Source organism: Stutzerimonas stutzeri (assembly GCF_000935215.1).
Lineage (GTDB): Bacteria > Pseudomonadota > Gammaproteobacteria > Pseudomonadales > Pseudomonadaceae > Stutzerimonas.
The window spans coordinates 40,680-65,809 of record NZ_JXXD01000048.1; the positions used below are offsets into that span (position 1 = coordinate 40,680).

A 25,130-nucleotide genomic window follows, 5' to 3' on the forward strand; every position below is an offset into this window, starting at 1 on the left:
GTTGGCGCTTAGCCAAAGCGCTGCAGCTGCATTTCCCGCAGACGACTGAGCGTGCGGCGGAACGGGAATGCCAGATAGCCCTCGGTATACAGCTCGTCCAGTGCCACCTCGGCTTCGATATAGAGCGGAATACGCCGGTCGTAGCACTCGTCCACCAGCGCGATGAGCCGGCGCACGGCATCATCCCGTGCGGCGAGCCTGGGCAGTTGGCGGTCACCCGCCTCGACCCGCGCAGCTCCATCCTCGGTGCCGCGGGCAATCCGCCCATCGCGCTGCGTACCGCCCAGCCTGGGCACGTCACTAATCAGGATCGCTGCGAAACGATCGCACAACTCGATGAAGTCCAGCGCCGAAAACGGCTGTTCGCAGAGATCGGCGAAGCGGCACCAGAGCACCGATTCGCTACGCCGGACCACGTCGAGCAGGCGGCGGCTGAGAACCAAAGGCTCGGTGCTGACTGATCCAGCAGCAAGCGCCTCGAACGTCGCGACCAGTGCGCTGCCGCTGTCGGACTGAGCGATCCAGTAGCGCTGTAGCGCAGCGCCGGGACGCAGGCGGTGATCGGCGCCACCATCCACATCCACCACATGCATGTGTTGCAGGATGGCGTCGATGGCCGGCAGAAAACGCTCGCGATTGAAGCCGTCGGCGTACAGCTGCTCCGGCGGCTGGTTGGAGGTGGCGACGATCACCACGCCGTGCTCGAAGAGCACCTGGAACAGGCGCCCCAGGATGATTGCGTCACCGATGTCACCGACGAACAGCTCGTCGAAGCAGAGCGCACGAATCTCTTGCGAAAGTTCTCTGGCCAGGGCCTGCAACGGATCGGCCGTACCGTTGAGCTGGAACAGCCGGATATGCACCCAGCGCATGAAATGGTGGAAATGCTGCCGCCGCGACGGAACCGCCAGGCTTGCGTGAAACAGGTCCATCAGCCAGGTCTTGCCACGCCCGACCGGGCCCCAGAGATAGACACCAAGCGGCAGGTCCGCACCTGAAACCAGTGCCTCATGACAGGCTTGGAGCCGCGCGACAGCGCGCTGTTGAGCTGCATCGGGTACGAACCCGTCTTGCGCAATGGCCAGCTGATAACGTTCAAGGGGCGAGTCGACGTGCATGATCGTCCGGCGCAAAAGCCGCCATGGTAGCGCACGCCTGCGCGACCGCTCAGCTGTGCCCGTCCTGCAGCAGTCGCTCAGCCTGGGCGCCGAGCTGCTCAAGCAGCATCGCCTGCGCCGGCAGCGGCTGCTCGTGAACACGAGTCACTGCGTAGACCGGCACGCTGATGGCCGGCTCGAGCAGACGGGTCTGCACCTCGCCGCCAGTAGCCGCCAGCGCGGTGAACGGATCGACCAGCGCCACGCCCTGTCCCGACGACACCAGCTGTCGCGCCAACTGATAAGTCTGCACCCAGGTAACCACGCGCGGCGGCGGATCGAGTTCCTCAATGTGGCCGCGCAACAGGCTGCCCAGGGCATCGCGGGCGTCGATGCCGATCAGCGCTTTACCCGCTAAGGCCTGCAGCCGCAGCGGGCTGTGCAGTTCATCCAGCGGCCACCAGCCAGGCGGCGCGATCACGCGCATGCGTCCCTCGGCCAATAGCTGGCTGCTCAGTCCCGGATGCTCCACCGCCTGTGACGTCAGCCCCAGATCGGCTTCACGCAGCAACAGCGCCTCGACGACTTCCGCCGTGTGCTGCGTCGCGAGCTGACAGACCGTACGTGGAAATCGCTCGCGCCAGGCGCACAGCGCCTGTGGCAGCAGCGCCTGAGCCAAGGCCGGTGTGCAGACCAGCCGCAGTGCGCACTCCTCGCCCCGACCGAGGCTGTCTGCAAGGCGCCGCAGACTCTGCAGGTCGATGGCTAGGCGTTCGGTCTGCTGCTGCAACACGCGTGCCTCGGCGGTGGGCTGCAGCTTGCCGCGCACCCGGTCGAATAGCGCAAAACCCAGTTGCTGCTCGGCATGCTTGAGAATCTTGCTCGCAGCTGGCTGGGAGATATGCAGCAGCTCGGCGGCGGCGGTCAGGCTGCCGGTTTGCAGGATCGCCTGGAACAGTTCGATATGACGCAGCCGCATGCATGTCCCTCCTTCAGTCGATCGAGCATAACCGCAGGTTATGGGAGCGCTCCATCCTTTCATTGGCTGCCCCGCTGGCCCGCTGGCCCGCGGCCTAGGCTGGGCTGATCGAGTCGGAGGAGCGGTTGCATGCGGGTAGCAGTCATCGGCGCAGGCGTCATCGGGCTTGCCACGGCCTATTCATTGGTGCGCCAGGGGCACAGCGTGGAGCTGATCGAACGGCGCGACGATGTTGCCCTGGAAACCAGCTTCGCCAATGGCGGGCAGCTCAGCTATCGCTACGTTTCGCCCCTGGCCGATGCCGGCGTGCCGCTGCAGGCGATTGGCTGGATGCTGCGCGGAGCCGATGCCCCGTTGCGTTTCCGACCGCAGGCGAGCCTGCATCAGTGGCGCTGGTGCCTGCAGTTCCTGCTGGCATGCCGGCGCTCGGTCAATCGGCGCAACGCGGCTCATCTGCTGCGTCTGGCCCTGCACAGTCAGCAGATCCTGCACAGCTGGCGCGAGCAGGACCGGCTGGACGGCTTCGCCTGGCGCGCCAACGGCAAGCTGGTGATCTATCGCGATCAACACAGCCTGCACAAAGGCGCGGCGGCCATCGACGACGATTCCGGGCAGCGGCTGCTGGACGCCGCGCAATGCGTCGACGTCGAGCCGGCGCTGGCGCCGTTGGCGGCATCGCTGCACGGCGGCATCTATTCGCCCGGCGACGAGGTTGCCGACTGCCATCTGTTCTGCACCGAACTGCTGCGGCGACTGCGGGCATCACCTGCGTTTCATCTGCATACCGGCCAATCGGTGAGCGCATTGCGCAGCGAAGGCAAGCGCGTCCGCGCGTTCGTGCTCGGGCGCGATGAAATCGCCGTCGACCATCTGGTAGTCGCGGCCGGCACCGGCAGCGTCGGGCTGCTTCGGCCACTGGGTATCGACCTGCCGATTTACCCGCTCAAGGGCTACAGCCTGACCGTTGGGCTGGCCGACCAGAACCGCGTGCCGCAAACCAACGTCACCGACTACGACAACAAGGTCGTCTACGCCCGCCTCGATGACCAGCTGCGCGTCGCGGCGATGGTGGATATCGCCGGCTGGGACGCCGGGCTCGACCAGCAGCGCATCGCCACCCTGCAACGTCTGGCTCGTGCGACCTTCCCCGGCGCCGGCGACTACCAACGCGCGCGGCAATGGGCGGGGCTGCGCCCGGCGACGCCCCAGGGCACGCCTCTGCTTGGCCGCAGCGGCTTCGACAATCTCTGGCTCAACGTCGGCCACGGCAGCCTCGGTTTCACCCTGGCCTGTGGCAGCGCCGACCTGCTCACCAGCGTAATCGGCGGATCGCCACCCGCTGTTTCTCTGGACGGCTTGAGCCTGCCCGCCTGACCACTCAAAGAGGAAACCGATATGACCTTGCAACGCATCGTGAGCAATCCACGCATGTCCGCCGCAGTCGTTCATGCAGACGTTGTGTTCCTCGCCGGCCAGGTCCCGGACGACCGCGGCCTGGGTGCCGCCGGGACAGACCCGCGAGGTGCTGGCGAAGATCGACCGGTTGCTGGCTGCCGCTGGCTCTAGTCGCGAGCACCTGCTCAGCGCGCAGATCTGGCTGAAGGACATCAATGCCGACTTCGCCGCCATGAACGAGGTATGGATCGACTGGCTGCCAGCAGGCTGCGCACCGGCGCGGGCGACGGTGCAGGCGCGTCTGGCCTCACCCGAGGTGCTGGTCGAGATCATGGTGATCGCCGCGCGCACCTGACCACAGCGGTCTATCGTTCCTGCGCCGGCGACACCGCAGTGCAACTACCCAAAATACGAACAAAAGAGGGAACCGCAATGAACCATCAGATCCGTACCGGCCTGCTGGGCATCACCCTGGCCGGCGCACTCGCCGGCGCTTTGGCAAGCACCAGCGTGCTGGCGCAGGAGCGCTTCGTCACCATCGGCACCGGAGGGCAGACCGGCGTGTATTACACCGCCGGCCAGTCGGTGTGCCGCTTCCTCAATCGTGTCGAGGTGAAGCCCGCCATCAAATGCAACGCACCCTCGACCGCGGGCAGCGTGACCAACATCGTGTCGTTGCACAAAGGCGAGTACGACTTCGGCTTCATCCAGTCCGACCATCAGCACAAGGCGCTGCAGGGCCTGGCGCCCTTCGACAAGGAAGGCGCGGTCGAACTGCGCGCAGTGTTCTCATTGCAGTCGGAGATTCTCACCGTGGTCGTTCGCAACGACAGCGGCATCACCGATCTGGCCGGGCTCGAAGGCAAGCGGGTAAACATCGGCGTGCCCGGCTCGGGCAGTCGCGACACCTTCGAGGAAGTCATGCAGGCCAAGGGCTGGACGAATGCCAGCTTCGCCCTGGCCGCGGAACTCAAACCGGCGGAAATGGCTTCCGCCTTGGGTGACAACAACCTTGACGCCATCACCTATGTAGTCGGCCATCCGAGCGGTGCGATCCAGGAAGCCTTGACCAATGTAAAGGCCAGGATCATTTCGGTGCAGGGCGCAGAGATCGACAGCCTGCTGGCCAAGGCCGATTACTACAGCGCAGTGGAAATCCCCGCCGGACTCTACCCGGGCGTGGACGGCGCCATTCCGTCGATCGGCGGCAAGGCCGTGCTGGCGACCACCAGCAAGACCGACCCGGAGGTCGTCTACCAGCTGGTCAAGTCGGTGTTCGACAACCTCGACAGGTTCAAGCGCCTGCATCCGGCCTTTGCCGACCTCAAGGCCGAAGACATGATTCGCGTCGGCCTGACTGCGCCGCTGCACGAGGGCGCCGAGCGCTATTACAAGGAGAAGGGTTGGCTGTAGGACAACGAGATCAGCGGGCGTCACCGCCCGCTGAGTACAGGCTCAGAGATCCACGGACAGGCTAACGCTCAGGTTGCGCGGCTCACCCGGCATGACCCAGACATTGCTGTAGGAACGCTCGTAGTAGGTCCGGTCGAAGGCGTTGTTCAGGTTCACGCCGAGGGTCAGCTTTTCCGTCGCCTTGTAGCGCGCCAGCAGGTCCACGGTCGTGTACGACGGCAACTCGAAGTCGCTATCGGCCTGCCCTGCCCGATCACCCACGTAGTTCACCGCGCCGCCAAGGGAGAGCCCGCTGAGATCGCCATCGAGGAATTCGTAGGTAGTCAGCAGGTGCCGCTGTGGCGTGGCACGTTGAGCAGCCGGCTGCCGCTGGCCAGGGTGTTATCGCGAGTCACCTTGGCATCCACGTAGGCATAGCCACCGATCACGCGAATCGCGTCGGTCAGCTGCCCGGCCAGCTGCAGGTCAATCCCGCGGCTGCGCACCTCGCCGGCGGCAATCTGAAAACCGTCGTTCGCCGGATCGCTGGTCAGCACGTTTTCCTTGGTCAGATGGAAGGCTGCGGCGGTGAGCCCCAAACGGCCATCGAACAGATCAAGTTTGACCCCTGCCTCATAACCCACGCCTTCTTCCGGATCGAAAGTGGCGCCGCTGACGTCCGCACCGTTGTTCGGTTTGAATGACTGCGAGGCGTTGGCGAACAGCCCGACCTCCGGCATCAGCTGATAGAGCGCACCAACACGCGGCGTGACCTTTTCGTGGGTCTGCTCGGTGCGCCGGCCAGCAACCTCATTGTCCAGGCCTTGTTCGTAATGATCATAGCGGGCGCCGATGACGCCAAAGAGCTTGTCGGTAAAGCGAATCTGGTCCTGCAGATTCAGTGCGCGGCTATGCACCAGCTCATTGCGGTTAACCGTACGCGCGGGATTGAACGCCGGACGCGACGCACCGTAGACCGGGTTGTAGAGATCGATGTTGCGCAGATTGTTGGAGCGCAGCATGAATTCGCTCAAGGCGTAACGCTCGTACTCGGTGCCGATCAACAGCTGATGCTCGATCGAGCCGGTATCGAAACGCCCGCGCAGCTCCAGCTGGGTGATCGCGTCCTGCCAGTCGTAGTCGCGATAGCGCAGGTTGCGGGTCAGCGTGCGGCCGTCTGCTGCGACCTCTGCCGCTTCGGTGGCGTAGCCATCCATCCGGCCCTGCTTGTAGTGGCTGGCCAGGCGCAGCGTCCAGACTTCGTTGAGGTCGTGTTCGAGTTCGGCCTGCAGCGTTTCGTTGTCGTTGCTGATCGGCCCATCCGAGGGTTCGCCATAGAACGCTGAGCGGGACACCTTGCCCAGGTCGCCGCCGGGTGCAACCACGCCGCGATCGAAGATCTGGCGGTTGCGCACCACTTCTGCCTGCACCAGCAGCCGCGTATCAGGGCTCAGCTCCCAGCTGAAGGACGGCGCGACGAACTGGCGCTCAGCCTCGCGGTGGTCGCGAAAACTGTTGTTGTCTTCGATGGCGATGTTCATGCGATAGAGCATGTTGCCGTCTTCATCGAGCGGCGTGTTCACATCCAGCGTAGTGCGATAGCGATCCCAGCGACCGGCGCTGAGATCGAGACGGGCAAAGCTGTCCAGCTGCGGCCGCTTGCTGACGATATTGATGGTGCCGCCCGGATCACCGCGTCCGTAAAGGCTGGCCGAAGGCCCCTTGAGCACTTCGACCCGCTCGATATTGGAAGCGTCCGGTGGGTTCATGAAGCCGCGGTTGACGCTGAAACCGTCCTTGTAGAACTCTCCGGTGGTCAGCCCGCGCACGCTGTATTCGTACATGGTCAGGCCGCCGAAATCGTTCTGCCTAGCGACGCCGCCGGCGAAATCCAGCGCCTTTTCGACGCGTGGGCTGTCCAGATCCTGCAGCACGGATGCTGGAACGACGCTGATCGACTGAGGTATTTCCTCGATGGGCGTGTCGGTTTTCGTCGCGCTGCGCGAGCGGTTGGCACGGTAGCCCTGCACCGGTCCATCGGCGCGTTCCTGATCGGCCGTGATGATGACCGAATCCAGTACCGCCGCGTCCTCTGCCACAGCCAGCGGCGCACCCGCCAGCATCAATGCCGCTCCGCAACCCGCCCATTTCACTACCGCACTTGCGTTATTCATGCTTTAACTCAGACACCGATGTTATATCGTAACAATGCTCTCTGTTTGGCATCCGGGTGTCAATGAAACGATTCGCATCCGCTCGAGCTCGAAGACCGCTACCGGGCGATTCCGGGTTGCCTCGTCAGCCTGTCCTTACGCCGGCCAGTGCAGCTATGCGACAATGCGCGGCTGAAGTTCGGTAGCCACCCCGCATTCATCCGGCAGCAGGCGCAAACGCCCACCGTTGTCATTCACCTCAAGAATCGCTGGATCGACCAGCTCCCTGTCGGAGCGAGCTGGACCGCTGAGTATTGGTATCGGATCGGTATCAGCCTGATTCACGCAGCCACACGTCATTGATAGGTACGCCCTTGATCTCCACCGCCAACATCACCATGCAGTTCGGTGCCAAGCCGCTGTTCGAAAACGTTTCCGTCAAATTCGGCGGTGGCAACCGCTACGGCCTGATCGGCGCCAATGGCTGCGGCAAGTCGACCTTCATGAAGATTCTCGGTGGCGATCTGGAACCGTCCGCCGGCCAGGTGATGCTCGAGCCGAACGTGCGCCTGGGCAAGCTGCGCCAGGATCAGTTCGCCTACGAAGAATTCAACGTGATCGACACGGTGATCATGGGCCACGAGGAACTGTGGAAGGTCAAGGCTGAGCGCGATCGCATCTATTCGCTACCGGAAATGAGCGAAGAGGATGGTATGAAAGTCGGCGAACTCGAAGGTGAGTTCGCCGAAATGGACGGCTACACCGCAGAATCCCGTGCCGGAGAACTGCTGCTTGGCCTGGGTATTCCGCTGGAACAGCACTTCGGCCCGATGAGCGAAGTCGCTCCCGGCTGGAAGCTGCGTGTGCTGCTGGCCCAGGCGCTGTTTTCCGATCCGGATGTGCTGCTGCTGGATGAACCGACCAACCACCTGGATATCAACACCATCCGCTGGCTGGAAACGATCCTCACGGCGCGTAACAGCACCATGATCATCATTTCCCACGACCGCCACTTTCTGAACTCGGTCTGCACCCACATGGCGGACCTGGATTACGGCGAGCTGCGCCTGTTCCCGGGCAACTACGACGAGTACATGACCGCGGCGACCCAGTCGCGCGAGCAGCTGCTGTCGGACAACGCCAAGAAGAAGGCTCAGATCGCCGAACTGCAGACCTTCGTCAGCCGCTTCTCGGCCAACGCCTCCAAGGCCAAGCAGGCCACCAGCCGCGCCAAGCAGATCGACAAGATCCAGCTGGCCGAGGTCAAGCCGTCCAGCCGTATCAGCCCGTTCATTCGCTTCGAGCAGACCAAGAAGCTGCACCGCCAGGCAGTGACTGTCGAGCGCCTGTCCAAGAGCTTCGACGACAAGGAACTGTTCAAGAACTTCAGCTTCACCGTCGAGGCCGGCGAGCGCGTGGCGATCATCGGTCCGAACGGTATCGGCAAGACCACCCTGCTGCGCACCCTGGTTGGCGAACTGACCCCGGACAGCGGCAGCGTCAAATGGACCGAAAGCGCCGACTACGGCTATTACGCCCAGGACCATGCCCATGACTTCGAGGATGACGTCAGTCTGTTCGACTGGATGAGCCAGTGGACTCAAGGCGGCGAGCAGCTGGTGCGTGGCACCCTCGGCCGCATGCTGTTCTCCAACGACGAGATCCTCAAGTCGGTCAAGGTCATCTCGGGTGGCGAACAGGGCCGCATGCTGTTCGGCAAGCTGATCCTGCAGAAGCCCAACGTGCTGGTGATGGACGAACCGACCAACCACCTCGACATGGAATCCATCGAGGCACTGAACCTGGCGCTGGAGAACTACCCGGGCACGCTGATCTTCGTCAGCCACGACCGTGAATTCGTCAGCTCGCTGGCGACCCGCATCATCGAGCTGTCGGAGAACGGCGTGACCGACTTCAGCGGCAGCTACGACGACTACCTGCGCAGCCAGGGCGTAATCGTCTGATCCTCACCCTGCCCGCGTATCGCAGCGCCTTCATCGAGGGCGCTGCAGATTCATAGGCAACTCCCGGTAACGCGCGGCGCGGTGCTTCAGCTAGGTAAAGCGCCTGCCGAGAAAGTCCAGCAGCAGCGCGTTCACCCTCCCCGCCTGCTCGTTCTGAATCCAGTGGCCGCACGGCGCCAGTTCGTGCCGTTCCAGATCCGGCACCCATTCCGGCATCTTCTTCAGCGTGTAGGCCTCGAGCTCACCAACCGGGTCATGATCGCCGATCAAAAACATGGTCGGCTGCGTGATCTTGCGCCCCTGCAGCGGCTCGGTAACCTGCCAGTTGCGTTCGAAGTTGCGATACCAGTTCAGCGCACCGCGAAAACCGTGCTCGGCGAACGTCTGCCGATACACCGCCAGATCGTCTTCTGAGCACCAGTCGGGCAACGGTCCCGGTTGCATGTCGTCCTCGAACAAGGTGCCGTCGGCAGGCTTGTTCTGCAGCAACAGGTTCCTTTCCTGGTAATACATCAACAGGCGCAGGGTACGATCAATGTCGGCATCCAGTTCACGCTCGGCGCGACCGGGCTGCTGGAAATAGAGGATGTAGTTGAATCGATCACCGCTGGCTTCGCGCATAATTTCGGTCGCGGGCCGCCGCGGTCTTCCGGCGAAGGGCACCGACATGGTCACCAGCGCGGTGACCCGCTCCGGCTCCAGCAACGCGAGATACCAGGCGACCATTGCGCCCCAGTCGTGCCCGATTAGCGCCACCTGCCGGTGACCGAAATGATCCATGGCCGCACGAACGTCCTCACACAGCGTCAGCACATCGTAGGCCGAGACGTCCACTGGCGCGCTGCTGAGCCCGTAGCCACGCATCTCGGGAACGAACACGCGATAACCAGCCGCCACCAGTGAATCGATCTGATTGCGCCAGGAATACCAACACTCGGGGAAGCCATGCAGCAGCCAAACAGGCCTGCCCTCTTCTGGTCCGGCGCTATAAAGACTGAGCGATATACCGTTCAGGTCGAGCTGGAAATGGTCCGCAGTACTGTTCATGAGGCCTCCTGACTGGAGGCCTCACTATGGCAAAGCCAGGCGCGCGCGTGCGCTGTATCAGCAGGGCGAAGGCCGCGACATCCCGCCGATGGATCAGCCCTGCGCGCTGGCCCAGTCGATCAGCCCGAACTGCCAGGTAGCCAGAATCAGCAGGCCGAAGCCGATCCGGTACCAGGCGAACGCCGCGTAGCTGTGATTGCCGATGAACTTGAGCAGCGCCCGCACTGCAAGCATCGCGAAGATGAACGAGGTGACGAATCCGACCGCGAACACGGCGAAATCGCCTGGCTGAAAGAGCTCGCGGTACTTGTAGCCGGAGTACACCGCCGCGCCGACCATGGTCGGCATGGCCAGAAAGAACGAGAACTCGGTAGCCGCCTTGCGCGACAGGCCGAACAGCAGGCCGCCAATGATGGTCGACCCCGACCGCGAGGTGCCGGGCACCAGTGCCAGGCACTGGGCGAAGCCGACTTTCAGTGCCAGTGCCCAGTTCATGTCGTCGACGGTTTCGGCACGAATGATGTGATCACGCCGTTCGGCCCAGAGCATCACGACACCGCCGATCACCAGCGCGGTGGCTACGGTGATGGGGTTAAAAAGGTATTCGTGGATCAGGTCGGCAAAAGCGACACCGAGGACAACTGCAGGCATGAAGGCAATCAGCAGGTTCAAGGTGAACTTCTGCGCCTGAGACTCCTTGGGCAGGCCAATCACTACGTCCAGGATCTTGCGCCGATACTCCCAGATCACCGCGAGAATTGCCCCGAGCTGAATGATGATGTTGAAGGCCAGCGCCCGCTCGCCACCAAAACCGATCAGGTCCGCAACAATGATCTGGTGACCGGTACTGGATACCGGCAGAAACTCGGTTACACCCTCGACCACGCCCAGAATCAACGCCTGAATCGCAACCCAAAGATCCATCTATTCCCCTAAAGCGATGCAGCCCATCGCGACTCAATGCAACCAAGGTATATGTCAGAAAGCCATCTGGCCGGCTGTTCTGACTCGTTCGAGAGAACTAAATTCCTCTGCAAACGAAACGGGGCTCATTTTTAGCCACGGGCGGCCGAAAAGCTATACAGGGTGCCGCGAAACGACCGCAACCAGAAGGTCGACCGCGGCGCGACAGACCCACCGATCAGCCAGAACAAAACGATAAGAAAGTCCATCAGGAGCCCTATTCATGAATCTGCTGCGCAACGTTCCCATTAGCAAGCGCCTCTGGCTGATCCCCGTGGTCGCCGTCGTCATGCTGTTCATCCTCGGCATGCTGATGATTCAGCAGGTCCGGTCCGACTTGTATCGTGGCAAGCAGGAGGCAACTCGGAACATAGTCGAGGCTGCATCCGGCGTGCTCGAGTACCACCGGGCACAGGAGACCAGTGGCGCCATGACCACGAGCGAAGCACAAAAGGCGGCCATGGAGCAGATCCGCCTGCTGCGCTACGACGGTCAGGACTATTACTGGATCAACGACCTCGGCCCGACCATGATCATGCATCCGATGCAGCCGAAGCTGGACGGCCAGGATCTGTCGAAGATCAAGGATCCGGAAGGCAAGGAACTGTTCAACGAGATGGTCAAGATCGCCCAGCGCGAAGGTGCTGGCCTGGTCGACTACATGTGGGCCAAGCCAGGCGAAGCAGATCCGGTACCGAAGATCTCCTACGTGCAGTTGTTCAAGCCCTGGGGCTGGATCATCGGCTCGGGCATCTACGTGGACGATGTCGAACAGGAATTCTGGAACTATCTGACTCGTTTCTCCCTGATCGGCCTGTTTATCTCGGCAATCATGGCCGTGCTGGTGGCGATCCTGATCCGCAGCATCGTGCGTCCCCTGCGCCACACCATGTCGGCGATGGCGAATATCGCCAGTGGCGAAGCCGATCTGACGCGTACTCTGGACGTATCCGGCAACGACGAGCTGAGCATCCTTGGTCGTGACTTCAACCGCTTCACCCAGAAACTGCGTACCGTGGTCGGTCAGCTGTTCGAGACAGCCGGCGCGCTGGATCAATCCTCCCGTTCGCTGAGCCAGCTTTCCGGTCAGGCCCATGAGCAGAGCCAGCAGCAGATGCTGCAAATGGAGCAGGTCGCCACCGCCGTCAACGAAGTCACCTACGCCGTACAGGAAGTCGCGAAGAACGCCGAGCATGCCTCCAGCGAAGTCGGCAACGCCGAAAATCAGGCGGGCCAGGGTCAGCGCAATATCGAAACGAGCCTGCAGCAGATCGACGAGCTTTCCGCGACCATCGGCCAGGCCGTCGACGTGATTCAGTCGCTAGCTGATGAAACAACCAAGATCGGTTCGGTACTGGAAGTGATCGGCTCGATCGCCGAGCAGACCAACCTGCTCGCGCTCAATGCGGCGATCGAAGCTGCCCGAGCCGGTGAACAGGGCCGCGGTTTCGCCGTGGTGGCCGACGAAGTTCGTCTGCTGGCGCAGCGTACGCAGCAATCGACTGCCGAGATACATAGCATGATCGAACGCCTGCAGAAGAACTCCGGCGCTGCGGTAAACGTGATCATGGAAAGCAATCGCGCCTCCCAGCTCACCGTAGAGCAAGCCAGCCAGGCCGGCGAGAGCCTTGGCGAAATTGCCCAGGCGCTGCGCAACCTCTCAGGCCTGAACGCATCCATCGCCAGTGCCACGCTGCAACAGTCCCACGTGGTCGAGGACATCAACCAGAACGTGACCCAGGCGGCCGGGCTGGCGCAGGAAAGCACCCTGGCTGCCGAGCAGTCCAGTGAAGCTGGTAAGCGCCTTGGCGAACTCGCCGATCAGCTGAATCGTCTGCTGAGCCAGTTCAAGGTCTGATAAACCCTTTGCCTGCGGCCCGCCAGATGAGCAGGCCGCAGGCACTTCGACGAAGCAGGCGCCCCGCCCCATGCTCCATCGCGGAGCACGCCCTTAGAGATTCGATACATTTCCCGTCGCGACAGGTTGTCGCACGGGATTTTTTTTGCGTCCCGCGCCGATTCCCTCACGCTGCGCATGGCGTCGCGAAGTTTTTCAATATTTACAGGGAGTTAGCTCAAACGTACTAAGCCGGCTTGGCCAGGCGTCAACGTTATACTTTTGGCTAATTGCAAAGCCCTTCAAATTTTTTCGAACTCGCATGTGACTCGTCAGTCCTCTGGGTACATCAACTGCAATGTAAGGCCAACGCCAACGAGCTTGGCTGCAGGTATTTTGGGTATCACACAGAGAGACATGCCCCATGCACACCCCGCTGCGTATCAATGAAGCCCTTTTGATCACCGACCGCGCGTTTAAGCCCTTCCAGTGCGTTGCCTGGACGCTGCCCGAAGGCAACGGTGAAGTCAGCATCACCGTCGTAGACCGCGACGAGGCCCGTCTGCTAGGCCGCTGCAAGATGTCCAGCAGCGTGTTCACCGATCCCGTGAAGCTCGGCGAAACCCTGGAACAGACTCGCGCGCAGCTGAGCCGCGACGGCGCGCATCTGTCGCCCTGGCACATGCCAGAGTAACCATGGCTTGCAACGAACAAAGGCCTGCGGCGGTGCCCCAGGCCTTTTTTCATGTCCCGAATTCGGCTACGCCAACTGCTCTACTGATCCATTCGCGTGTTTGACGGTCTTAACAGCAACACGTGAAACAGGAGAAGCTCATGAAAGGTGCAGAAGCGTACGTCAACGATCAATGGCAAAGCTGCGGCCTCGCCGACCTTCCGCAAGACCCCGGCGCCCATACCGTCATACTGCACTTCATCGTGCCGCGAGATGCCCAGATGCCGGGCCTGATCACGCACATAGGCGAAATCGCACAGCGGCACCTGAGCGACTTCTATGACGGTCGAGCCGTCAGCCGCAAGCCCGCAACCGGCTCGGTGGTGGGCGACGGCAGCGGTGACGGAATTAACCTGGAATTCGAGATAGCGGCCGCGCGCTGACCCTGGTGGACGTCGGCGTCAGCCAAAGCCGAGCTTGAAGAAATCGCACCGAGCGCCTGGAAGGACGATTCAAGATGACCCCCTTTGACATGCAGCGCATGCTTCTGCACGAATTTCCCTTGATGTTCGTCGCCGAAGTGGCGTTGCGGGCATTGCTGGCCTTCGTCGCCGTGTTCGTCTTTCTCAAGGTCAGCGGCCGTCGCGGCATTCGCCAGCTTTCGGTGTTCGAGCTGGTGATTATCCTGACCCTCGGCTCCGCCGCGGGCGACGTTTCATTCTACGAAGACGTGCCGTTGCTGCCGGTCGCAGCGGTGTTCGCCACCCTGCTGGCGCTGTACCGCCTCACGGTGTTCTTCATGAATCGCAGCCCGCGATTCGAAGCCTGGCTCGAAGGCCGTCCCGTCACCATCATTCGCGATGGCATCTATGAGCTGCGCAGCCTCGACAGCCTGAACATTTCTGCCGATGAATTCTTCATGGAGCTGCGCCAGCAAGGGGTCGAGCACCTCGGCCAGGTAAGGCTCGGCATTCTCGAGAACGATGGCAACGTCAGCCTGTTCTTCCATGAAGACCATGCGGTACGCCCTGGATTGTCCGTCCTCCCGCCGGAATACCGGCCGGTCTTCCGCCAGGTGCCGGCGGCCGGCATGTACGCCTGCAGCCGCTGCGGTTTTCCTCAGGCGCTGGAGAGCCAGCAAAGCCAACAATGCCCGCGGTGTTCCAATCCAACCTGGTCGAAGGCGCTTTCCACACAGAGATCGCGCTGATACACGGTCAGAACCGCCATCCTGCTGGCCGGTCAGTTGTTAGAGGCGCCGGAATTCGCTTCCTGGATACGCCTTCTCTACTCACTGCAGCAGGAGCACACCATGCTTGGCGACTATTCATCGATCAACGACCACCTCGACACCGCGCGCAAACATGCCGATCAGGCTGAAACCGAAGCCAAACCCGAGCTCTATCGCGAAGCCATCGACGAGCTGGTCGCAGCCATTCGATTGCTGATGCGCAACAGCAACGAAAAGGATAGTTGAGCCCATCCAAAAGCCTCGCCGGTAGCTACTCCGGCGAGGCCATAGCGGGAACGGTCATACATGCGCAACGACACCCTGATGGACGACCCGGTGCCCCTGGCCGAGGGCACTCGCCCTGTTCCTGCCGATGAGACCGGCGACATCGGTACGCTGCTGTGCCCAACACTGCCGCCGGACCTGCATTACGTCGATGATTCCCAGCCAGGCATCCGCCGCAGGCGACTGCGCGGCAAGTTCGTCTACTTCGAGCCGAACGGCGAGCGCATTCGCGACGAGGAGGAAATTCGTCGCATCAACAAGCTGGCGATTCCACCCGCTTATCGTGACGTATGGATATGCCCGGATGCTCAAGGGCATCTTCAGGCGACCGGGCGCGACGCCCGTGGACGCAAGCAATACCGCTATCACACGCGTTGGAGAGAGATTCGCGACAGCGACAAGTACGAACGAATGCTCGAGTTCGGTGAAGCCTTGCCGAAACTGCGCCGCGATCTGGAAAAACACCTGGCTAGACCCGGCATGGCGCGTGAGAAGGTCATGGCCCTGGTGGTCATGTTGCTGGAGTCGACCCTGATCCGGATCGGCAACTCGCGCTATGCGAGGGACAACCGATCCTACGGGCTGACGACCCTGCGTACGCGTCACGTGGATGTCAAAGGAACATCGATCCGCTTCCACTTTCGAGGCAAGAGCGGCGTGGAGCACGAAGTCACCCTGCGCGACCGTCGGTTGGCCAGGCTGATGCGCAGCTGCATGGAGCTGCCGGGCCAGCAGCTGTTTCAGTACCTGGATGAAGATGGTCAGCGCCGCGCGGTCAGCTCCAACGACGTGAACCTATATCTTCGCGAAATGACCGGTCGCGACTTCACCGCCAAGGACTATCGCACCTGGGCCGGAAGCGCGCTGGCACTGGAACGGCTACGCAAGCTGGACGCATCCACGGAATCCGTCGCCAAGCAGAATCTGGTCGAGACGGTGAAGCAGGTCGCCAGCCAGCTGGGCAACACCCCTGCGGTCTGCCGCCAGTGCTACATCCACCCGGCGATTCTGCAAGCCTTCAGCGCAGGCGAGCTGGCTGATGTGCGCGCCGCGCGCAAACGCAAGTGGCTCAGCGCCGAAGAGGTTGCGTTGCTGGCTTTTCTCCGCAAAGCGGCGGGCTGAAGCGCTAGTGCTGATGCAGGGTGACGCGATTGCGACCGGCCGCCTTCGAGGCATAGAGCGCCGAATCGGCCCATTCGATCAGTTGCGCATGACTGTGGGTGGGGACGCTGAGGTCCGCAACACCCAGACTGATGGTGAAGCGAATGCGGTGCTGCTCGTGCTGAACCTCGCGGCTCTCTACCGCATGCCGCAAGCGTTCCGCAAAGGTCATCGCACCCTGTTTGTCGGTATCCGGTAGCAGTACCACGAACTCTTCACCGCCGTAGCGGCCAGCCACGTCCGAATCACGCAGATTCTCGCGAATCAGCTCCGCGACCTGTTGAATCACGGTATCGCCTACCTGATGTCCATAGGTATCGTTGATCGCCTTGAAGTGGTCGATATCGAACATGACCAAAGCCGCCTGGCTGTCATAGCGGCGATGACGGGCGTAATCCAGGCGGAGCATCTCTTCCCAGTGTCCGCGGTTGTAGAGCCCAGTCAGCCGGTCAGTGCTGGACAGGCGCTGCAACTCGGCATTCGCCGCCTGCAACTGGCGGCGGTTCACGGCGACATCGGTGACGTCATAGATGATCAGGCACACCTGGTCGATGCTGCCGTTGACGCCCTTGAGAGGCAGCAGCGTGGTGTTCTGGTACATGAAGTCTTCCAGCCCGGTGATCGGCTGGTAGTTCTTGAAGCGCAGCAGATAAGGGCGCTGCTCCCAGATGGTGAAAGATGGCGTACCGAGGGTCATCACGCTTTCCACCTTCCGGCGGAACCAGTCTTCATCGACTTCGGGAAACAGCGTGAAGAACGACCGATTGCGCGCATTCTCCGGCTGCAAGCCGGAACGGTTTTCCATGAAGGTGTTCCAGACCTCGACACGGTAGTCGCGGTCCAGCACGACGACGCCCACGTCGATGCTCTGGACGATCGCCAGCAACCAGTGAAGCTCGTTCAACTCGGCGGAATTGCTCATGCTCAATCCATCAGGTGGGCAAGCTTGCGGGTCAGCAGCTCGACCGAATCTTCCGTGAACAACAGCAGCAGGTCAAAGTGGATATCGTGCCCTTCCAGGCTGTAGCTGATCTCCACCGCCAGGGTCTTCTTCCATCGGGCGCTATTGAGCCGGATCAGCTCGTCGATCGAAGCGTGCTGCCCCAGCACCTGCGGGTGCCCCTGGGAAAACACCACTTCGATCTGCTCGGCGATTCCGCTGAGGCATGCGCTGATCAGCAGGCTCGACAGATCCAGGAGCATCTCCATCTCCAGGTAGTCCTGCCGCCGCATCAGCCGCGCCATGTCGGCCACTTCGGAGTCATGGAACAGCAGCAGCGCCTCGCCTGCGATACCGCCGCCGATGTAGCCCTGGCAGACGGCGGTCAACTTCTCGCCGCGCGCGGCATCGGCCAGCGCCATATGCAGCTCGCCGACTTCGAGAATATTTACATTGGGAATCGGCAACTGGATGAAGACACCCAGCACTCGCGCCAGGAGTGCGGCAGCCCGCCCCATGGCGATGTTAACCACCTCACGAAAGGTATCGCGAAAACCGATCTTTTCCCCGGCGACCCTAGCGATCAGAGGCGAGACATCATCCAGCAGGCCAAGGCTCGCCAGCGTCTGATGCAGGTGCACCGGATCGGCGGGCTTCTTGATGAAAGCCAGCGCGCCGAGGGCCAGGACACGGCGCACGGCCTCATCCTGAATGTCGGCGGATATCACGATGGTCTTGCACTGCAGCCGTTCTTCGCGCAGCTGCGCGAGGACCTGATAACCATCCAGCTCGGGCATGGTGAGGTCGAGCAAGAGGACGTCGACGCCACCCTCGCGAACCTGCTCCAACGCTTCGAGGCCGGTGGCCGCCTGACTGACGTCGACCGGCCAACTGGCAGGCAGCGCTTGCAGAAGCTGCTTGCGCGCCAGCGCGGAGTCATCGCAGATCAAGAGGGAAATGGCAGACATGTGGTACGAGCTCTCGTTGCCCGATTAACCTTGGCACGAGAGCTTATCGCAGGAAAGGCGCGCTGTGCGCACCATGAAGGCAAAATAGTGGCATTTCACCTTAAAAACTGCCGAACGGCCCGGCGGTGCTGCTCCGTCGGGCTGTCTCGGCTCAGTAGTAGGCGTTCTCGCGATTGGTGTGGTCGGTCACGTCGCGCACACCCTTGAGCTCCGGAATCCGGGCCAGCAGAGTCTTCTCGATGCCTTCCTTGAGGGTGACGTCCGCCTGTCCGCAGCCCTGACAACCACCGCCGAACTGCAGCACTGCGATGCCCTCCTCGACCACATCGATCAGCGTGACCTGCCCGCCATGGCTGGCCAGGCCCGGATTGATCTCGGTCTGCAGGTAATAGTTGATGCGCTCGTTCATCGGGCTGTCTTCATTGACCATCGGCACCTTGGCATTCGGCGCCTTGATGGTCAGCTGGCCACCCATCCGATCGGTCGCGTAGTCGACCAGTGCATCCTCGAGGAAGGGTTCGCTGGTGCCATCGATCCAGGCCGTGAAGCTCTTCAGCGCCAGTGCAATGTCGTCAGGCTTCTCCTCGCCCGGTTTGCAGTAGGCGATGCAGGTTTCAGCATACGGGGTGCCCGGCTGGGTAATGAAGATGCGAATGCCGATGCCGGTGGTGTTCTGCTTCTCGAGCAGGTCGGCCAGATAATCGTGTGCAGCTTCGGTAATGGTGATCGCGCTCATGGGAACTCCTCGCAGGCATGCGCCGCAGTGTACGCCAAACCACTGCCGCGGTTAAGTCCTAGTATTTTAGTCGGGTTAACCGTGGTCGAGTTCCGACCGCAGCTGCCGCTCGCGACGAATCAGAGATTTTCGTAGCGATTCATATCCAGTACGCCCGCTTCCAGTGGCTCGGTTTCTTCGAGATAGCGGGTCAGATCGTTGAAGTAATCCCAGAAACGCGGATGGCTGCGCCGCACGCCCCAGCGGTCGACCAGGCGCTCCAGCTGATCACTCGCCCTGACCTCCTCCAGTGCTGCGACAAATGCCGGCACCTCGGCGGCAGGCACATTGAAGAGGAAATTCGGATAGCTGCTGAGAACCCCTGGATACACCGTCAGGGTGTCCAACCTCGGCTGCCAGCGCAGCGACTCGCCGTACATGAAGGCGACGTTGCTGTGGGCGCGGTTGCGCAGCAGGCTGTATATCTCACGCCGATCGCCGTCGTACTCGATGCGCAGCAGCGTGGCTTCCGGCAGATGCTGGATCGCCGGCAAGCCTCCGGCGAGTCGGTTGGTCAGACGACTGAGCGCCTGCTCGGCGCCTTGCAGGCTCGCGGGCTGCCCTGCGCGGTAGCACTGGGTACCCTGGCAACGGTTGATCGGATCGGGGGCTGCGTTGATGCCGGCGTACCTTGCCAGCATCTCTCGAGCGAACGCGCGCTTCGGATCAGCCCTGTTCAGCGTCAGCAGCGAGGGTGTCGAATCGTCGATGGAGGTGTAGGCCAAGAGCAGCTTCAGCTGCCCACCCTGCTCGTACCAGCCATCGAGGATGGCCTGGCGTGAGGCGGCCGGTAGCAGCCGAAGGAAGTTCAGCTCCGCGCCGTTGCGAATCAGGTCGAAGTAAAGCCGTGTCTGGCCCTGATGGGAGACGTTGCCGAACACGTCGAAATTGACCACGAGTTGGTAGTAGGTGCGCTCGAGCAGCGGATAGTCCATCCACCAGAGCGTCTGCGGAATCTCGCCGATCAGCCCTTTGCGCACCGAGGCGCTGTCATGCTGGCGGAAGATGCTCAGCAAGGCATTGTCATTGCCGGACCAGATCTGCTTCCACTGCGCGGGCTTGCCCGCATAGGCATTCATGCGCAGCTGTTCGTAGTGGTTGCGCTTGACCCGGTAGCTCTTCCAGAACGCAAGCAGGTCGCCCATTTCATCGAACTGCCCGGGCATCGCCAGCAGCGGCGTGGTCTGTTCGCGATAGCGCCGGTCGGTAATGTACAGATCGTGCTGCGGGTCCTGGAAGAACACCCAGAAGTTGTCGCGAATCACGTCCGTGGCGATCTGCCCGCGGCACACCGGCCCGCGGATAAAGGTGCGGACGAAATACTCGGCGTTATCCAGCATGAACTGGTACCGCGCCTCGGCAGGAATAGCCTGGAAAGTCTTGAACGGATTGGCTCTGTGATCTGCGCCGTAACCGGGGATGGCATCCACCGTCGAGTCACCGCTGAAGAACAGCGAACGGACCCGCGCCAGCTTCGCAGCGCTGAGTGGATAGGTGATGTGCGTCTTGTGCACGATCACGTCGGTAATCGGTCGCAGGCGATAGCTGAACCGGGTACCCGGATCATCGTTCGGCCGTCGCGTCGCAATGGCGTCGACCGGCTCGCCACTGGGCGTGCGCGAACGCACCAGCTGATAGAAACGACCGCCTCCCTCCCCTTCGAAGTACAGATGCGCGATGAAAAGGTGCTCATACAACCAGCGGCCAACCAGATTGCCGCGTGCACCGGGCGTGTTGAGCAAGCGTTCCCACTCGTCGATCTGCAAGGACTCGGTCGCCGAAGGCTCGGGCGGCGAACTCGCTTCGACTGCCGCGCCCTGCTCCAGCCACCGCTGCAGGAGTGCGTACTCCGTATCGCTCAGCCCGGTTACGGCGAAAGGCATGCCACCATGCATGTTGCGCCGGGCGTAGCGGTCGAACTCATCCGGCAGCGGGCAGGTGTTTTCCCGGCCGATGCCGATCTCCAGCGCCGACGGCAGCTTGGCATTGGGCGTCAACGGCTGGCTGCGACCGAGCTCGAGCATTCGTGCCATCAGCGCAGCCTGGTTGCTCCCGCCATCGAGTACCGAATTGAAGCCCTTGCGCCGCCACGCGGCGTCGTGATCGGCGTCGAGAAACAGGCGCGTGGGCTCCTGGGCCTTTACCCGTACGCCGTTGTAGACCGGCAGCTTGTTCGCGCCGCGGGATGCACCCTCACCACTGCCGAGATTGAGCTGGCAGGGCGAGTCATAACAGGCGTGGCAAGCGACGCACTTGGCGGTGAATATCGGCTGGATATCACGCTGATAAGAGAGGGCTTCGGCGCGCGCAGCGGTGAACGAGAGGAATAGAAGGCAAGCGAGCCAGAAACGAAATGACATGCATCGAACGCCTTGAGATAAGTGCGCATTCTATTCGCCTCTGCCGGTTACGGCCAACGCCTGCCAACCTGAATAATCTTCATGCAAAAGCGCGAAGGCTAAAAAAGCATGCAGCTTTGCTATCATTCGCGCTCTTTTGTCCCAGCTTTTCAGGTAGTCCCCATGTCCACTCGCAGCTCCCGTCTTCAGGCCCTTCAGCAAGCGCTCAAAGAGCGCATCCTGATTCTCGACGGCGGCATGGGAACCATGATCCAGAGCTACAAGCTGGAAGAGGAAGACTACCGCGGCGCGCGCTTCGCCGACTGGCCGCAAGACGTCAAAGGCAACAATGACCTCTTGCTGCTGAGCCGCCCCGATATCATCCAGGCCATTGAAAAGGCCTACCTCGACGCCGGCGCCGACATCCTCGAAACCAACACCTTCAACGCTACCCAGGTTTCTCAGGCCGACTACGGCATGGAATCGCTGGTGTATGAGCTGAACGTCGAAGGCGCACGCCTGGCGCGTGAAATGGCCGACGCCAAGACCGCCGAAACGCCGGACCGTCCGCGCTTCGTCGCAGGCGTACTCGGCCCGACCAGCCGCACCTGCTCGATCTCCCCGGACGTCAACAACCCCGGCTATCGCAACGTCACCTTCGACCTGCTGGTGGAGAACTACGTCGAGGCCACGCGCGGCCTGATCGAGGGCGGCGCCGACCTGATCCTGATCGAAACCATCTTCGACACGCTCAATGCCAAGGCGGCCATCTTCGCCGTGCAGCAGGTGTTCGAAGACGAAGGCGTCGAACTGCCGATCATGATCTCCGGCACCATCACCGATGCCTCCGGCCGCACCCTGTCCGGGCAGACCACCGAGGCATTCTGGAACTCGGTGCGTCACGCCAAGCCGATCTCCGTGGGCCTGAACTGCGCTCTGGGCGCCAAGGACCTGCGCCCATACCTGGAAGAGCTCTCCAGCAAGGCCGAAACCTTCGTTTCCGCGCATCCCAACGCCGGCCTGCCGAACGCCTTCGGCGAATACGATGAAAGCCCGGCGGAAATGGCCGCGGTGGTCGAGGAATTCGCCTCCTCCGGCTTTCTCAACATCATCGGCGGCTGCTGCGGTACCACGCCTGCTCACATCCAGGCGATTGCCGAGGCTGTCAGCAAATACCCGCCGCGAGCAATTCCAGACATCCCCAAGGCCTGCCGCCTGTCCGGCCTGGAGCCGTTCACCATCGACCGCAGCTCGCTGTTCGTCAACGTCGGTGAGCGCACCAACATCACCGGTTCCGCCAAGTTTGCCCGTCTGATCCGCGAGGAAAACTACACCGAGGCTTTGGAAGTCGCCCTGCAGCAGGTGGAAGCCGGCGCCCAGGTGATCGACATCAACATGGACGAGGGCATGCTGGATTCGAAGGCGGCCATGGTCACCTTCCTCAACCTGATCGCCGGCGAGCCGGACATCTCCCGCGTGCCGATCATGATCGACTCCTCCAAGTGGGAAGTGATCGAGGCGGGTCTGAAGTGCATTCAGGGCAAGGGCATCGTCAACTCGATCTCCATGAAGGAAGGCGTCGAGCAGTTCAAGCAGCAGGCCCACCTGTGCAAGCGCTACGGTGCCGCCGTGGTCGTAATGGCCTTCGACGAAGCCGGTCAGGCCGATACCGCCGCACGCAAGCGCGAGATCTGCCAGCGCAGCTACGACATTCTGGTCAATGAAGTCGGCTTTCCGCCGGAAGACATCATCTTCGACCCGAACATCTTTGCCATCGCCACCGGCATCGAGGAACACAACAACTACGCAGTCGACTTCATCGAGGCCTGCGCTTTCATTCGCGACAACCTGCCCTACGCGCTGACCTCCGGCGGCGTATCCAACGTGTCGTTCTCCTTCCGCGGCAACAACCCGGTGCGCGAAGCGATCCACTCGGTATTCCTGTTCCATGCGATCAAGGCGGGCCTGACCATGGGCATCGTCAACGCTGGTCAGCTGGAGATCTACGACGAGATTCCCAAGGAGCTGCGCGACGCGGTCGAGGACGTGGTACTCAACCGCAGCGCCAACGGCACCGAAGGCTTGCTGGAGCTTGCTGACAAATACAAGGGCGACGGCTCCGTGAAGGAGGCTGAAACCGAAGAGTGGCGCAGCCTGCCGGTGGACAAGCGCCTCGAGCATGCACTGGTCAAGGGCATCACCGCCTTTATCGTCGAAGACACCGAGGAATGCCGCCAGCAGTGCAAGCGCCCCATCGAAGTCATCGAAGGCCCGCTGATGAGCGGTATGAACGTGGTTGGCGACCTGTTCGGCGCCGGCAAGATGTTCCTGCCACAGGTGGTCAAATCCGCCCGTGTGATGAAGCAGGCCGTCGCCCATCTGATTCCCTTCATCGAAGCGGAAAAAGGCGACAAGCCGGAAGCCAAGGGCAAGATCCTCATGGCCACAGTGAAAGGCGACGTGCACGACATCGGCAAGAACATCGTCGGCGTGGTGCTCGGCTGTAACGGTTACGACGTGGTCGACATGGGCGTGATGGTGCCGGCGGAGAAGATTCTGCAGACCGCCATCGCCGAGAAGTGCGACATCATCGGCCTCTCCGGCCTGATCACGCCTTCGTTGGACGAGATGGTCCACGTCGCCAAGGAAATGCAGCGCCAAGGCTTCAGCCTGCCGCTGATGATCGGCGGCGCCACCACCTCCAAGGCGCACACCGCGGTGAAGATCGACCCGCAGTACCACAACGATGCAGTGGTCTACGTCACCGACGCCTCGCGCGCGGTGGGTGTCGCCACTACTTTGCTGTCCAAGGAACTCAAGCCGGCGTTCGTCGACAAGACCCGCGAAGAGTACGCCATGATCCGCGAGCGCACCGCCAACCGCAGTGCGCGCACCGAGCGCCTGAGCTATGCCCAGGCCGTCGCCAATAAGCCGCAGTTCGACTGGGCCAGCTACACGCCGGTCAAGCCGAGCTTCACCGGCCGCCAGTTGCTGGAAGATATCGACCTGCGCACGCTGGCCGAGTACATCGACTGGACGCCGTTCTTCATCGCCTGGGACCTGGCCGGCAAATACCCGCGCATTCTCGAGGACGAAGTGGTCGGCGAAGCGGCCACCGCGCTGTTCAGCGATGCCCAGGCCATGCTGAACAAGCTGATCGACGAGAAGCTGATTCGTGCCCGTGCCGTGTTCGGCTTCTGGCCAGCCAACCAGGTGCAGGACGATGACCTGGAAGTGTACGGCGACGGCGGCGAAAAGCTGGCCACCCTGCACCACCTGCGCCAGCAGAACATCAAGCCGGACGCCAAGCCGAACCTGTCCCTGGCCGACTTCGTCGCGCCGAAAGACAGCGGCATCACCGACTATGTAGGCGGCTTCATCTGTACCGCCGGCATTGGCGCCGAGGAGCTGGCCAAGGCCTATCAGGACAAGGGCGACGACTACAACTCGATCATGGTCAAGGCGCTCGCCGATCGTCTCGCCGAGGCCTGCGCCGAATGGCTGCACGAACAGGTGCGCAAGCAGTACTGGGGCTACGCCAAGGATGAGCAACTGAGCAACGAGGAGCTGATCCGTGAGCAGTACAAGGGCATCCGCCCTGCCCCGGGCTATCCGGCCTGCCCGGACCATACCGAGAAAGGCACGCTGTTCCAGCTGCTGGATGCCGACGGCATCAGCCAGGTCACCCTCACCGAGCACTACGCCATGCTGCCGACCGCAGCGGTCAGCGGCTGGTACTTCGCCCATCCGGAGGCGCAATACTTTGCCGTCGGCAAGATCGACAAGGATCAGGTGGAAAGCTACAGCCAGCGTAAAGGCGAAGACATCGCCGTCAGCGAACGCTGGCTGATGCCGAACCTGGGTTACGACAACTGATCCCGCGGCGGGCGCCGCGAGCGCCCGCCGTCGTTCCGCTCAATGGAGCTTGCAC

Annotated in this window: 18 protein-coding genes and 2 pseudogenes; 11 read left to right on the forward strand and 9 right to left on the reverse strand. The window is 62.0% G+C overall.

What is annotated here, in order from left to right:
- Positions 1-8: 8 nt before the first annotated feature.
- The gene (gene zapE, locus LO50_RS06705; RefSeq protein WP_044314506.1) at positions 9-1,118 is read right to left on the reverse strand and encodes a cell division protein ZapE; all 1,110 of its coding nucleotides are present in this window, start codon (positions 1,116-1,118) and stop codon (positions 9-11) included.
- A 49-nt stretch (positions 1,119-1,167) separates the two neighbouring features.
- Positions 1,168-2,076 carry a LysR family transcriptional regulator gene (locus LO50_RS06710; protein WP_044314507.1) on the reverse strand — a complete coding sequence of 303 codons (909 nt, stop codon included), beginning with the start codon at positions 2,074-2,076 and terminating at the stop codon, positions 1,168-1,170.
- Positions 2,077-2,205: 129 nt separating this feature from the next.
- On the opposite strand from LO50_RS06710, the gene LO50_RS06715 reads away from it, so the two are divergent.
- The 3 genes and pseudogenes from LO50_RS06715 (at position 2,206) to LO50_RS06725 (ending at position 4,884) form a co-directional block, all read left to right on the forward strand.
- Positions 2,206-3,450 carry a D-amino acid dehydrogenase gene (locus LO50_RS06715; RefSeq protein ID WP_044314508.1) on the forward strand — a complete coding sequence of 415 codons (1,245 nt, stop codon included), beginning with the start codon at positions 2,206-2,208 and terminating at the stop codon, positions 3,448-3,450.
- 21 nt (positions 3,451-3,471) lie between these two features.
- Positions 3,472-3,826: pseudogene (locus tag LO50_RS06720) on the forward strand (RidA family protein).
- 77 nt (positions 3,827-3,903) lie between these two features.
- On the forward strand, positions 3,904-4,884 hold the full coding sequence (locus tag LO50_RS06725; RefSeq protein WP_080902076.1) for a TAXI family TRAP transporter solute-binding subunit: 981 nt from the start codon (positions 3,904-3,906) through the stop codon (positions 4,882-4,884).
- 42 nt (positions 4,885-4,926) lie between these two features.
- Here LO50_RS06725 and LO50_RS06730 read toward each other — a convergent pair.
- A pseudogene (locus LO50_RS06730) lies at positions 4,927-6,986 on the reverse strand (TonB-dependent siderophore receptor).
- 404 nt (positions 6,987-7,390) lie between these two features.
- Here LO50_RS06730 and LO50_RS06735 point away from each other — a divergent pair.
- On the forward strand, positions 7,391-8,980 hold the full coding sequence (locus tag LO50_RS06735) for an ABC-F family ATPase (protein WP_044314509.1): 1,590 nt from the start codon (positions 7,391-7,393) through the stop codon (positions 8,978-8,980).
- Positions 8,981-9,070: 90 nt separating this feature from the next.
- Here LO50_RS06735 and LO50_RS06740 read toward each other — a convergent pair whose 3' ends face one another.
- Positions 9,071-10,027 (reverse strand): alpha/beta fold hydrolase, encoded by a 957-nt coding sequence (locus LO50_RS06740; protein WP_044314510.1) that lies wholly within the window; start codon positions 10,025-10,027, stop codon positions 9,071-9,073.
- 93 nt (positions 10,028-10,120) lie between these two features.
- Positions 10,121-10,951: an undecaprenyl-diphosphate phosphatase gene (locus tag LO50_RS06745; protein ID WP_014820156.1), complete on the reverse strand. Its 831-nt coding sequence runs from the start codon at positions 10,949-10,951 to the stop codon at positions 10,121-10,123.
- 262 nt (positions 10,952-11,213) lie between these two features.
- Here LO50_RS06745 and LO50_RS06750 point away from each other — a divergent pair, with 262 nt between their 5' ends.
- The 6 genes from LO50_RS06750 to LO50_RS06770 all read left to right on the forward strand — a co-directional run bounded on the left by LO50_RS06750 (position 11,214) and on the right by LO50_RS06770 (position 16,138).
- A complete protein-coding gene (locus tag LO50_RS06750) occupies positions 11,214-12,848 on the forward strand; it encodes a methyl-accepting chemotaxis protein (RefSeq protein ID WP_044314511.1) in 1,635 nt (544 codons plus the stop codon).
- A 403-nt stretch (positions 12,849-13,251) separates the two neighbouring features.
- Positions 13,252-13,521 carry a hypothetical protein gene (locus tag LO50_RS06755; RefSeq protein WP_003300411.1) on the forward strand — a complete coding sequence of 90 codons (270 nt, stop codon included), beginning with the start codon at positions 13,252-13,254 and terminating at the stop codon, positions 13,519-13,521.
- 140 nt (positions 13,522-13,661) lie between these two features.
- A complete protein-coding gene (locus tag LO50_RS06760) occupies positions 13,662-13,943 on the forward strand; it encodes a hypothetical protein (protein WP_044314512.1) in 282 nt (93 codons plus the stop codon).
- A 74-nt stretch (positions 13,944-14,017) separates the two neighbouring features.
- On the forward strand, positions 14,018-14,710 hold the full coding sequence (locus LO50_RS06765) for a DUF421 domain-containing protein (protein WP_014820153.1): 693 nt from the start codon (positions 14,018-14,020) through the stop codon (positions 14,708-14,710).
- 102 nt (positions 14,711-14,812) lie between these two features.
- A complete protein-coding gene (locus LO50_RS25070) occupies positions 14,813-14,977 on the forward strand; it encodes a hypothetical protein (RefSeq protein WP_003300414.1) in 165 nt (54 codons plus the stop codon).
- 60 nt (positions 14,978-15,037) lie between these two features.
- On the forward strand, positions 15,038-16,138 hold the full coding sequence (locus LO50_RS06770; RefSeq protein ID WP_044314513.1) for a DNA topoisomerase IB: 1,101 nt from the start codon (positions 15,038-15,040) through the stop codon (positions 16,136-16,138).
- Between the two features lie 4 nt (positions 16,139-16,142).
- Here LO50_RS06770 and LO50_RS06775 read toward each other — a convergent pair whose 3' ends face one another.
- The 4 genes from LO50_RS06775 to LO50_RS06790 form a co-directional block, all read right to left on the reverse strand.
- Positions 16,143-17,099, reverse strand: a complete 957-nt coding sequence (locus tag LO50_RS06775) for a sensor domain-containing diguanylate cyclase (RefSeq protein WP_023445314.1) — start codon at positions 17,097-17,099, stop codon at positions 16,143-16,145.
- 2 nt (positions 17,100-17,101) lie between these two features.
- Entirely contained in the window at positions 17,102-18,085 is a 984-nt protein-coding gene (locus LO50_RS06780; RefSeq protein WP_041013738.1) for a response regulator, read from the reverse strand.
- Positions 18,086-18,236: 151 nt separating this feature from the next.
- A complete protein-coding gene (nfuA, locus tag LO50_RS06785; RefSeq protein ID WP_003300421.1) occupies positions 18,237-18,821 on the reverse strand; it encodes a Fe-S biogenesis protein NfuA in 585 nt (194 codons plus the stop codon).
- 119 nt (positions 18,822-18,940) lie between these two features.
- Positions 18,941-21,220, reverse strand: a complete 2,280-nt coding sequence (locus tag LO50_RS06790) for a fatty acid cis/trans isomerase (protein WP_044314514.1) — start codon at positions 21,218-21,220, stop codon at positions 18,941-18,943.
- A gap of 162 nt (positions 21,221-21,382) precedes the next feature.
- On the opposite strand from LO50_RS06790, the gene metH reads away from it, so the two are divergent.
- The gene (gene metH / locus LO50_RS06795; RefSeq protein WP_044314515.1) at positions 21,383-25,075 is read left to right on the forward strand and encodes a methionine synthase; all 3,693 of its coding nucleotides are present in this window, start codon (positions 21,383-21,385) and stop codon (positions 25,073-25,075) included.
- Positions 25,076-25,130: the final 55 nt, after the last annotated feature.